Source organism: Tepidibacter hydrothermalis, from assembly GCF_029542625.1.
In the GTDB taxonomy this organism is placed as follows: Bacteria; Bacillota; Clostridia; order Peptostreptococcales; family Peptostreptococcaceae; genus Tepidibacter_A; species Tepidibacter_A hydrothermalis.
The window spans coordinates 2,607,327-2,619,022 of sequence record NZ_CP120733.1 but is presented as its reverse complement, the minus strand read 5'-3'; the positions used below and the strand labels follow the sequence as shown (position 1 = coordinate 2,619,022).

The window sequence follows — 11,696 nt, the reverse complement described above, 5'->3', positions numbered from 1 at the left end:
TTGTTTTTATAGGATATAATAATGAGACTATAAAAAGGAAGTGATATATTATGTTTTATGGAATTAATCCATATTATCTTTATAGACGAAATTATTATGTTAATTCTCAAAAAAAGCAGAATAGAAACTATAATCCACAGATGAGTAGACGGGAGATATTCTATGGAAACGATTTTAATATTGAAAGAGATAACATAGATATGATAGTTAATTCTATATATGATGAGAATAATAGGCTTTATGTTGATGGATATATAGTTAATTTAACTGACAAATTTCTTTCTGAGATAACTGATTTTAACTTGATTTTAACTGATACAAATGGAAGAACTTTTGCTGAAAAAACGTTTGATTATATAGATATTGGAGGGTCTTTAAGGCCGTATCAGGGGAAGAGGATTAAACTTTCATTTGAACCTAGTTCCTATGGATTGTTTGGTGTTGATCTTAGCAATATAAACTGGAATTACACTTATAATTACAAATAGAAGAATATGAGAACCTGTGATTACACAGGTTCTTTTTCTGAATTATAAAAAAATTGCATTTATTGTACAAATTATCTAATAAGTAACTTTTACGCAAATAAATTGATTGTTTGTTAAATTAAACTCCTGTTATGTGACAAAATGACGATTTGCAATAATTGTGCGAATTTTGTATTATTTAAAACGAATAATGTTTTGAATTTTAAGAAAATTTATCGGGAGGGTATATTTATGAATAAAAAATTGAGTTCTATAGTACTTTCTACAGTTATGACAGGTTCAATATTGTTAACACCAGTAGTTAATGCAGAAGAGATAAACACTAGTAAAATAACAATATCTGAGAATACTGAAATTTATACTCAAGAAGAACAAGAAGTAAATAATAAAGGAAAAGAGATTGAAGCTAAAGAAGATGTGAATAAAGATAAAGAGGTAAAAAACAAAGAGGAAAACACAGATAAAAAAGTAGAAAAAACTGAAGTAGAAAATAAAGAAGAAAATATGGAGGAAAAAGTAGAGAAGACTGAAGAAAACAAAGCAAAGGAAATTGATAAAACTATCGAAGAAAACAAAGCCGAAGTAATAGAAAGTAAGAAAGAAGAAGTTGAGAATAAAATACAAGAAACTGTAAAAGCACAAAATGAAAATATAGTAAAGTTTGATAAAGAAAATGAGCTAGGATTTTTAAAAGGTATACTTGCGACACAAAAAAGTGCAGATATGAATGGCGTTGTAGAGCTTTTTGAAGAAAATAAAGATTTATTCAAATTAAATAACCCAAAAGAAGAGTTAAAGGAAATGAGCACTAAGACGGATGAATTAGGGAATACACATGTTAAAGTTCAACAGATGTACAAGTCTATTCCTCTATTTGGAAAACAATATATAATTCATTTTAATAAAGATGGAGAAGTGTATGCTGTTAATGGAAAAATAGATAATGAGGTATATAATAAAATTTCTGACAAAAGTTACAAGAAATTAGAAATTAGAGAAAAAGTTGCTGTAGAACTTGCTAAATCAGAAGTTAACGTGGATACAACTACAAAAGACCCACAAGTAAATAGTTATTTTTATGAAATGGATGGAAAATACATACCTGTTTACGAAGTAAGAGTAATGAATTTAGGATCTCAACCTGGAGATTGGAGCGTTTTCATTAATGCTGATAATGGTGAAATAGTAAAAAAATACAACAGAATACAAACGGCAGATGTTAAAGGAGTAGGAACTGGAATATTAAATGATAAAAAAGAAATAAACGTTCAATATAAAAATGGAGCATACTACATGATTGATAATACTAAAGATGGTATAAGCATAAAAACTTTTACTGCTAAACATGTTCCAGATATTGAAGAAGATGAAGATAATGAAAATAAAATGCAGTACTTTTTACCAGGGTTAATGATGTACAGTGAAAAGAATGAATTTTCTGATGAAAAATATAAAGCAGCTGTAGATGCTCATAAATACGCAGAACACGTATATGATTATTATCATGATAAATTTGGAAGAAATAGTATAGATGATAAAGGAATGGATATTGTATCATCTGTTCATTATGGAAATAATTATGTAAATGCTTTTTGGTTTTATGACCAAATGACATATGGAGATGGAGACGGATACACATCATTAGGTTTATCTGGTGCATTAGATGTTGTTGGTCATGAAATGACACATGGAGTTACAGAAAACGAAGCCAATCTTGTATATGAAAATCAATCAGGTGCTTTAAATGAATCTTTTTCAGATGTATTTGGTACATTTATAGAATTTGAATATCAACCAGAAAAAGCTGACTGGTTATGTGGTGAAGATGTATGGACACCATATAAAGAAGGAGATGCATTAAGAGATGTTGCAGATCCGGGAAGTAATAAAGCTTATAGACCTCAACCTGCTCACATGAGAGAATATGTACATACTACTAGAGACCATGGTGGAGTTCATACAAATTCAGGAATACCAAATAAAGCAGCATACCTTGTTGCAAATAAGATAGGAGTTCATAAAGCTGAAAAAATATATTATAAAGCATTAACAAATTATTTAACTTCAACAGCAAACTTCCATGATGCAAAACTTGCTTTAATTCAATCAGCAGAAGATTTTTATGGAAAAGATAGTTCAGAATGTAAAGCTGTAGCTGATGCTTTTGATGCTGTAGGAGTAAAATAAAATATAAAAAAGTTATTGTGTCCCTTTTATTATAGATAGTTTTAAAATAAAACCTGTGGATTAATTCCTCAGGTTTTGTTTTTTAATTAAATAAATTTAATTACATATAATTAAAAGAATACAAAGTTATAGAATAATCAGCGGGGAGTAAAAAATTCTAAAGGAGGTTCGTATGGAAAGTTATATAGATACATCTAAAGATGAGCTAAAAGCAAAGTTATATAATGAGTTAAACGATTTATTAAAGGAAATGTATGTTCGTGAAGATGAAACATTTAATAAAGAAAAAAGTAAAATATTTGATTGGATTTTATTTTTTAATACATATAAAATTGAAGATCTTATAAATAAATGTATAGATTTACAAGAAAAACTTTCAGATATAGAAGATGATGATATAAAACAAATTTCACAAATAAGAATACAAGTTATGAAAATCAGAGTTGAAAGTAAAAAACTCAAAACACCTTATAAAATGTTAATTTTTTCTTTTATACCATATTTATTAATATTAATACTTTTATGTAGTACTATGGTTTATTTTTCAGAAACGATAGTAAGCTTTATTAATGAGTCTAAAAATTTAATTTTCTTTGGAATAATAGGAGCTATTTCATATTTTTTATCTTATCTAGAGAAAAAAAGTTCTGGAATAGTATTTAATTTACTAATTAGATTTTTGTTCGCTATTATTATACCAATTATACTTATTCAGTTAATATTTGAATCCGGAAAAGTAAGAGAGGCTAATATTACCCCTGAGTTAATAAGTTTTACTTGTGGGTATAGTTCTAAACTTGTAATAGATATATTAAATAAATTGGTTGAAAAGGGATCAAAAATTATTGATGCAATTTAGTGAAGAATAGAGATTATAATACACAGATGAGTAGACGAGAAATATTTTATGGAAAAGATTTTTGTTTAATAGACCTATCTAGGACTTATTAGAGGAGATAGTGTAAAGGAAATTTTTCATAATAAATATAAACTACATATAAAAAATGCAATGAATTTTTAAAATTTAAATAAGGAAAGTATTGTAAGTTGAAAAAATGTGATATAATGCTTTTAATGTGTATGTAAAAAATTTACATGTAAAGACGTGAACGGAATTTGGTTTTAGAAAGATGGATTGAAATAATAAAAGAGGGGGAGTTTATAATATGAAACCAATTATTGGGATAACAACATTTTTGGAAAGTAAGGCTAAACAAACATATGACTCAGTTAATCATAATTATATAAAGTCTGTTTATTTAGCTGGAGGAATACCTGTTTTGATTCCAATAGTGGAAGATGAAGAAATAGTAAATAATTATTTGAAATCAATAGACGGACTCATACTTTCAGGCGGAGAAGATGTATCACCGCTAATGTATGGAGAAAATCCTACGGAAAAAGTTCAAATGATATGTGCACAAAGAGATAAATTTGAAAAAGAACTTTTTTTAGAAGCTCTTAAGTTGAACATACCAGTATTGGGGATATGTAGAGGTATGCAAGTAATGAATGTTGCATTAGGAGGTACATTATATCAAGATATAAATACACAAATAGAAAATTCTTTAGGTCATTATCAAAAGGATACACCAGCAAATAACCTTTACCACCAAATAAAAATAGATGACGAAAGTATACTTTTTGATATATTTGATGAAGAAAAGATAAGCATAAATTCCTTTCATCATCAGTCTGTTAAAAAGATTGGAAATGGTCTAAAGGAAATTGCTTGGTCAGTAGATGGAGTGGTTGAAGGAATTGAGCATATAAGTAAAGATTTTGCATTAGGTGTTCAATGGCATCCAGAGGATTTGGCTGTCAAGTATCCAGACTTTTTGAATCTATTTAAGGCTTTGGTTCAAGCGTGTACACCGTACTAAATTTAAATTCGAAAAAGATTTCAAATCTGATGATAATTGTGGCATGGGTTTATGATATTCTAAAGTGTTTAACAATAAATAGTGTCTATGGAAATATATAACGTATAAGATATATTTCCATAGACATATTTTTTTGAACAATTTTAGCGAATTAATCAAATCTATTCTTCTAAATTTCTCTGAAAACCAAGGTATCTTGTCCCTTGGAACTTTAATTTCCCAGCATCATTCTCAGCAAGTAATCCATACTCATTACCAGATAAACGAAATTCTATTCTATCACCACTTTCAACTTCAAAAGTACAATAATATGAAGTTGAACGACTATGATTATTATTATTGCGAGATATATTTGTTCTTTTTGATATTAATTTTGCATTAACATATAAAACTGGTTGATTATTATTTTTGTTCCATTGTTTTATGCCTCCTACTACTGCTATAACAAACATGCTTATAATAATAAAAAACATAATGTTAAATATAATTTGGAAGAACGAAAACGTAAACATTAATATCACCTCTAATATTTATTTTAAAATAGTTTGTTTTTAGAATTCTTAGTTTTGGGATGAACAGGAAGTGTATATAATTCGCTAACTATTATACAAATTCCTTCTTTTATTACATAATTATACAAAAAAATTCTTAATTATCCTATATAAATCAATAAAAAATAGATTTAAATCATTAAAATAATATATATTTAAAAGTATTAAATCAGCAAAAGTGATATACTATATTGGTGATTTTTCTTCAAAAATACATAAAAAATAGTCGATTGTGTGTACATTAATGTTGACATTTGGAAATTAGTTTGGTAAAATTTCTATGAAACATGTTTCATAAGTATTTCATTTAATTAGTAAATGATATAAATAACTGTAAAACTAAAAAATTAGAATTAACAAAATAATGATTAATAAAAATACTATGAATAGAGAAGGAATAGAATATGATTTATATTGGTATAGATTTAGGAACATCTTCTGTGAAATTAATAGCTCTTAATCAAGAGGGGGATATATTAGGAGATATTACAAAAGAGTATCCTGTATATTATCCAAAAACGAATTGGGCTGAACAAAATCCAACAGATTGGTGGGAAAAAACTGAAAAAGGGCTTAAAGAATTAATTGACAAATTTAATTTGCCAAAAGATCAAATCAAGTCAATTGGACTTAGTGGGCAAATGCATGGCTTGGTAGCTTTAGATAAAGATGGAAACACTTTATTGCCTGCAATACTATGGAATGACCAAAGAACGGGTAAAGAATGTATCGAGATTGAAAAGTATTTTGGTAAAGATAAACTTACTGAATTAGTTGCTAATAAACCTTTAACTGGATTTACAGCTCCAAAAATATTGTGGCTTAAAAATAATAATAAAGAATTGTTTGATAAAATAGAACATATTTTACTTCCAAAGGATTATGTAAGGTACAAACTTACAGGAGATTATGCAACTGATGTTTCAGATGCTTCTGGAATGCTTCTGTTAGATATCAAAAATAGAGATTGGTCAAAGGAAATGATAGAATTTCTTGATATAAAAAAAGAAGTACTACCAAAGCTATATGAATCATACGAGGTTACTGGAGTATTATCAGAATCAATCAAAAAAACACTTGGAATACAAAGTGAAGTACTTGTCGTAGGTGGAGCAGGAGATCAAGCAGCTGGAGCTATTGGAACAGGAACTATAGAAGACGGTATAATATCCATAACACTTGGAACATCAGGCGTTGTATTTGCATCACATAATAATTTCGTAGTTGATAAAGAGAACAGATTACATTCATTTTGTCATGCTAATGGGAAATACCATTCAATGGGAGTAATGCTTTCAGCAGCCAGTTGTTTAAAATGGTGGGTTGAAGATGTAAATAAAGGTACATCTTTTGAAGATTTATTAAAAGAAGCTGAAGAAAGTGAAGTAGGAAGTAATGGAGTTGTTTTTCTACCATACCTTATGGGAGAGAGAACACCACATGCTGATGAAGATGCTAGAGGAAGTTTTATTGGATTGAACATGAAGGTTAAAAGAGGAGATTTAACAAGGTCAGTATTAGAAGGTGTTTCATTTGGACTTAGAGACTCTGTCGAAATATTAAAAGACTTAAATATACCAATCAATCAAATAAGAGTAATTGGTGGTGGAGCAAAAAGTAAATTATGGAAACAAATTCTTGCTGATATATTAAATTATGATATTGATGAAATAAATACAAATCAAGGTGGAGCTTTAGGGGCTGCAATATTAGCTGCAGTTGGATCTGGTCAGTATGATAATGTTGAACAAGGTTGTGAGACATTAATAAAAAAAGTAAATCAAATAAATCCAATTGAAAAAAATGTAAAAGAATATGAAAAAATATACAAAAAATACACATCCCTATATGGTTGTTTAAAAGATTGGTTTAAATTATAGAAAATACAGTTAAAATTGACCATGTTTTAATCTTACTTGTATAGTTTAAAAAAATAGTATAATCTATTTTAAAAGTTATATTTATATGAGATTTGTGACTATTATGAAACATGTTTCATAAAACAAGGATATAATTTTAAAAATTACACAATGTAGGTAACGTATAGGAGGATATATGTCGAATATTAGAAAAATTGCAAAGGCAGCAGGAGTAAGTATTGCTACAGTATCTAGATATTTAAATGGAACTGAGCATGTGAGTGATGAAGTTAAGTTGAAAATACAAAAGGTTATAGAGGAAGTAAATTATAAACCAAATGCATTAGCTAGAGCTGTTTTTACAAAAAACTCAAAAACAATAGGTCTTATGGTACCAAATATATCAAATCCGTTTTTTAATCAAATGTCATCTGTTATTGAAGAGAATGCTAATAATAATGGATATAATATACTTTTATGTAATACAGATGATGATATTGAAAAGGAAAAAAAATATCTAGATGTGCTTCAAAGTCATAGGGTTGCGGGAATTGTAGTTGCCAGAAGTAAATGTAAAGAAGAGTACGGTAATATAGATATCCCAATAATATCATTTGAAAATCATATTTCTGATGAAATTATAACAGTGTCTTCAGACAATTATAGTGGAGGTAAAATTGCATTTGAACATTTATATGAAAGCGGATGTAGAAGAATATTACATATAAAAGGACCAAAGTGTTTTGAAGCAACAGAGGAAAGATATAGAGGTTTTTTAGATGCTGCAAAAGAAAAGAATTTAGAAATAGATTTTATTGAGTTTGAAACAGATTTTCAAGTTGAAATGCTTAAAGAAAATATTGAAAAGCTAAAAAGAATCAATAAATATGATGGGATATTTGTTTTTAATGATATTGCAGCAGCTACAGTAATGAAATTTTTAAAAATGAATAATACTAAAATTCCAAAGGATATTCAAATAATTGGTTTTGACAACAGTTTTATTTGTGAATTATTGCACCCTTCACTTACAACAATAAATCAGCCAATACAAGAATTAGGAAAGGCTACAATTGAAATATTAATTAAATTAATTAATAATGAAAAAATTCCTATTAAAGATTATTTGATGGAAGTTAAACTTATAAATAGAGGGACAACAATACTTTAAAAGTAAAATGAAATTTAATTATAGTATATGAATATATGATGCTACAGGATTTATTCTATAAGCAACTAGTTTTATATTTTAGAAATTTGTAGAATTTGAGGTGTTAACGTGGAACTAATAATGAAAAATATTAACAAATCTTTTGGTGATGTCAAAGTTTTAGAAAACGCAGGAATTCACGTTAAGGATAAGCAAATTCATGCACTGATGGGCGAAAATGGAGCTGGAAAATCAACTATGATGAAGATTTTAACAGGAGTTTATACTAAAGATTCTGGAGAAATAATCATCAATGGAAAAACAGAGGACATTTATAATATAAAAAAAAGTGAAAATCTAAAAATTGCTTTTATTCATCAGGAATTAAATGTGCTACGTGAAATGAGCATTGTAGATAATATGTTTTTAGGTAAAGAACTTAAAAATAAATTTGGACTCATTGATAAAAAGAGGATGCTAAAAATAGCAAAAGAGAAATTAAACATATTAGGTTTAGATATTAATCCAAATACGTTAATTAAAGATATATCTGTTGGATATAGACAACTTGTTGAGATTGCAAAGGCGCTTTTATTAGATGCTGAACTTATTATTATGGATGAACCAACAGCTGCACTTACAGATAAAGAAATTGAACTTCTTTTTAGAGTAATGAGAGAATTAAAAGAAAAGGGAGTTTCGTTTATATATATATCACATAGGATGGAAGAAATATTTGAACTATGCGATGAAATTACTGTTCTTCGAGATGGAAAGTATGTTGGATGCGAAAAAATTAGTGATACAAGTTTTGATGAAATCGTTAGTATGATGGTTGGATATGATATGGATGATCGTTTTCCAAAATCAAATACAACTCCAGGAGAAGTGGTTTTATCTGTAAAGGAACTCGAAAAACATGGAAAGTTTGAAGGTATTAATTTTGACTTGAGAAGTGGCGAAGTACTTGGTTTTTCCGGATTAATGGGTTCAGGTAGAACTGATGTTATGCATGCTATATTTGGAAGCACCAAATGTGATAGTGGAGAAATTTATTTAAATAATAAAAAAGTTAACATAGACTCACCATTAATCGCTAAAAAATTAGGTTTTGGATTTATTACTGAAGATAGGAAAAATGAAGGGTTGATATTGGACTTTGATATTAATAATAATATGGTATTACCTTCATTGAAAGATTTTAAAAAAAATGGGTTAATGGATGATTTTAAAATTTCAGAAACTACAGATAAATTTATAAAGAAATTAAAAGTTAGAACATCTAGTCCAAAGGTTGAAGTTGGTAATTTAAGTGGTGGTAATCAACAAAAAGTAGTTATTGCAAAGTGGCTTATTACAAAACCTAGAATATTAATTTTAGATGAGCCAACACGTGGAGTAGATGTAGGTGCTAAAAAAGAAATTTATGAAATAATTAATGAACTTAAGAAAGAGGGAGTTGCAATTATTGTTGTTTCTAGTGAATTACCTGAAGTATTAGGTATTTGTGATAGAATCGCTGTTATGCATGAGAAAAAGTTGAAAAAAATATTTGATATTGAACATGCTACTCAAGAAAAGATTATGGAATATGCAACAGGTGGAGGAAAATAGCTTATGAATATGAAAAAAGTTGGGGATATATACAAAAAATTTGGAACAGTATTTAGTTTATTGATTTTAGTAATTATTGTAACGGCAATGAATCCTAAATTTTTGACACTATACAATATTTTAAATATATTTAGACAAGTATCAATTAATGGGCTTATTGCTTTTGGAATGACATTTGTGATATTGACAGGTGGAATAGATTTATCTGTAGGATCTATACTTGGGCTTACAGGTGTAATATTAGGACTAATGATAAAGTCAGGCACTCCAGATGTGATTGCTATATTAATTGCAATTGTATTTGGTACTATGCTTGGAGCAATAAATGGGGTTTTGGTTTCTAAAATAAAACTACAACCATTTATAGCTACATTAGCAACAATGACTATGTTCAGAGGGATTACAATGATTATTTCTGATGGTATTCCATTTATGGGTCTTACAAAAAATGCACCTGTACTAGATTATTTTAGTCAAGGAAGATTCCTAAAAGTACCTTTTCCAATGATTATATTTTTATTATTACTAGCAGTTTTATTAGTTCTTTTACAAAATACAGCTTTTGGTAGATCTGTATATGCACTAGGTGGAAATGAAGAGGCTGCTAGGTTGTCTTCGATACCAGTAATTAAAGTAAAAACTTTAGTTTATGTTATTAGTGGTTTTTTATCTTCATTAGCAGCTATTATCTTAACTTCTAGATTAAGTTCATCACAACCTACTGCAGGAATGGGTTTTGAATTAGATGCAATAGCAGCAGTTGTTATAGGTGGTACAAGCCTATCAGGTGGAAAAGGAAAGATTTTTGGAACATTTTTAGGTGCATTAATTATTGGAGTTTTAAATAATGGACTAAATATTATAGGAGTTTCAGCATTTTATCAACAATTTATTAAAGGATTAGTAATACTATTTGCGGTTATTTTAGATCGCAAAAGTACTAAATAAATATAAAAATAGGAGGAATTATAATGAAAAAGATTACAACACTATTATTAATAATGACTTTGTTATTTACAATGGCAGGGTGTGGTAAAACTACTACAAGCAATGAAAATGAAAAACCTAAAATTGCATTGCTTATGGCTGATTTAGGAAATCCTTACTTTCATGTACTTCGTGATGCTGTAGTTAATCAAGGAGAAGAATTAGGATATGAAGTATTAGTTTATGATGGACAAAATGATGCTTCTAAACAACCTTCTCAAGTTGAAGATGCTATCCAAAAGGGTGTTAATGCAATTATTATAAACCCTTCAGATGAATCATCAACTGCAAATTCATTAAAAGATGCAATAGCTCAAGATATTCCAGTTGTAACAGTTGATAGATCTGTAGATGTAGATGGTATTTTATCTTATTTAGTTACAGACAATAAAAAAGGTGGAGAACTTGCTGGTAAATGGTTAGAAAATAAATTACCAGAAGGTGGTAATGTTGTACATATAGAAGGAATTATAGGTACTGCTCCTCAACGTGAACGTGGAGGCGGATTCCTTAGTATAGTTGATCCAGAAAAAAATTCAAACAGTAAATTTAAGATTTTAGATACAGCTGTAGGTGAATTTTCTATGGCACCAGCAGAGGCTGCTATGTCTGATTTACTAGCAAAACATGATGATATTGATGTAGTATTCACACAAAATGATACAATGGCAGTTGGTGTTGCACGTGCTATTGAAACAGCTGGAAGACAAGATGATGGTATTATTGTTATTGGTTTTGATGGTGCAAAAGAAGCATATGATTTAATCGATCAAGGGAAAATGGCAGTAACAGCAGTTCAAGATTTTAAATTTATAGGATCTGAATCAGTGAAGTATGTTGATGCTTATTTAAAAGATGGTACAAAACCAGAACCACGTGTTTTAGTTGATGTTTATATGTCAGATGATAAAAAATAAAATTAATGCTTATTAATTAAGTTAGTACAGCATGATTAATTAAATATGTAGTTATGATTA

Annotated in this window: 10 protein-coding genes; 9 read left to right on the top strand and 1 reads right to left on the bottom strand. The window is 28.3% G+C overall.

The window, feature by feature from the left end; genetic code table 11:
- Positions 1-50 precede the first annotated feature (50 nt).
- The 4 genes from P4S50_RS12390 (at position 51) to P4S50_RS12375 (ending at position 4,558) form a co-directional block, all read left to right on the top strand.
- Positions 51-488, top strand: coding sequence for a hypothetical protein (locus tag P4S50_RS12390; protein ID WP_277731104.1), 438 nt, complete (start codon positions 51-53; stop codon positions 486-488).
- 231 nt (positions 489-719) lie between these two features.
- Entirely contained in the window at positions 720-2,675 is a 1,956-nt protein-coding gene (locus P4S50_RS12385) for a M4 family metallopeptidase (protein ID WP_277731103.1), read from the top strand.
- 172 nt (positions 2,676-2,847) lie between these two features.
- Entirely contained in the window at positions 2,848-3,534 is a 687-nt protein-coding gene (locus tag P4S50_RS12380) for a hypothetical protein (RefSeq protein ID WP_277731102.1), read from the top strand.
- Between the two features lie 307 nt (positions 3,535-3,841).
- Positions 3,842-4,558, top strand: a complete 717-nt coding sequence (locus P4S50_RS12375) for a gamma-glutamyl-gamma-aminobutyrate hydrolase family protein (protein ID WP_277731101.1) — start codon at positions 3,842-3,844, stop codon at positions 4,556-4,558.
- A gap of 161 nt (positions 4,559-4,719) precedes the next feature.
- Here the strand turns inward: P4S50_RS12375 and P4S50_RS12370 are convergent, their stop codons facing one another.
- A complete protein-coding gene (locus P4S50_RS12370; protein ID WP_277731100.1) occupies positions 4,720-5,070 on the bottom strand; it encodes a DUF2500 domain-containing protein in 351 nt (116 codons plus the stop codon).
- Positions 5,071-5,513: 443 nt separating this feature from the next.
- Here P4S50_RS12370 and xylB point away from each other — a divergent pair, with 443 nt between their 5' ends.
- The 5 genes from xylB (at position 5,514) to P4S50_RS12345 (ending at position 11,636) form a co-directional block, all read left to right on the top strand.
- The gene (gene xylB / locus P4S50_RS12365) at positions 5,514-6,989 is read left to right on the top strand and encodes a xylulokinase (RefSeq protein ID WP_277731099.1); all 1,476 of its coding nucleotides are present in this window, start codon (positions 5,514-5,516) and stop codon (positions 6,987-6,989) included.
- 175 nt (positions 6,990-7,164) lie between these two features.
- Complete coding sequence (locus P4S50_RS12360; protein ID WP_277731098.1) at positions 7,165-8,139, top strand: LacI family DNA-binding transcriptional regulator; 975 nt, start codon at positions 7,165-7,167, stop codon at positions 8,137-8,139.
- 120 nt (positions 8,140-8,259) lie between these two features.
- Positions 8,260-9,732, top strand: a complete 1,473-nt coding sequence (locus P4S50_RS12355) for a sugar ABC transporter ATP-binding protein (protein WP_319023187.1) — start codon at positions 8,260-8,262, stop codon at positions 9,730-9,732.
- 3 nt (positions 9,733-9,735) lie between these two features.
- Positions 9,736-10,680, top strand: a complete 945-nt coding sequence (locus P4S50_RS12350) for an ABC transporter permease (RefSeq protein WP_319023186.1) — start codon at positions 9,736-9,738, stop codon at positions 10,678-10,680.
- A gap of 23 nt (positions 10,681-10,703) precedes the next feature.
- A complete protein-coding gene (locus P4S50_RS12345) occupies positions 10,704-11,636 on the top strand; it encodes a sugar ABC transporter substrate-binding protein (protein ID WP_277731096.1) in 933 nt (310 codons plus the stop codon).
- Positions 11,637-11,696: the final 60 nt, after the last annotated feature.

Bases quoted from the DNA above. Each gene is read 5' to 3' on its own strand.
- P4S50_RS12390 (WP_277731104.1), top strand. From the start codon at position 51: ATGTTTTATGGAATTAATCCATATTATCTTTATAGACGAAATTATTAT.
- P4S50_RS12385 (WP_277731103.1), top strand. From the start codon at position 720: ATGAATAAAAAATTGAGTTCTATAGTACTTTCTACAGTTATGACAGGT.
- P4S50_RS12380 (WP_277731102.1), top strand. From the start codon at position 2,848: ATGGAAAGTTATATAGATACATCTAAAGATGAGCTAAAAGCAAAGTTA.
- P4S50_RS12375 (WP_277731101.1), top strand. From the start codon at position 3,842: ATGAAACCAATTATTGGGATAACAACATTTTTGGAAAGTAAGGCTAAA.
- P4S50_RS12370 (WP_277731100.1), bottom strand. From the start codon at position 5,070: ATGTTTACGTTTTCGTTCTTCCAAATTATATTTAACATTATGTTTTTT.
- xylB (WP_277731099.1), top strand. From the start codon at position 5,514: ATGATTTATATTGGTATAGATTTAGGAACATCTTCTGTGAAATTAATA.
- P4S50_RS12360 (WP_277731098.1), top strand. From the start codon at position 7,165: ATGTCGAATATTAGAAAAATTGCAAAGGCAGCAGGAGTAAGTATTGCT.
- P4S50_RS12355 (WP_319023187.1), top strand. From the start codon at position 8,260: ATGAAAAATATTAACAAATCTTTTGGTGATGTCAAAGTTTTAGAAAAC.
- P4S50_RS12350 (WP_319023186.1), top strand. From the start codon at position 9,736: ATGAATATGAAAAAAGTTGGGGATATATACAAAAAATTTGGAACAGTA.
- P4S50_RS12345 (WP_277731096.1), top strand. From the start codon at position 10,704: ATGAAAAAGATTACAACACTATTATTAATAATGACTTTGTTATTTACA.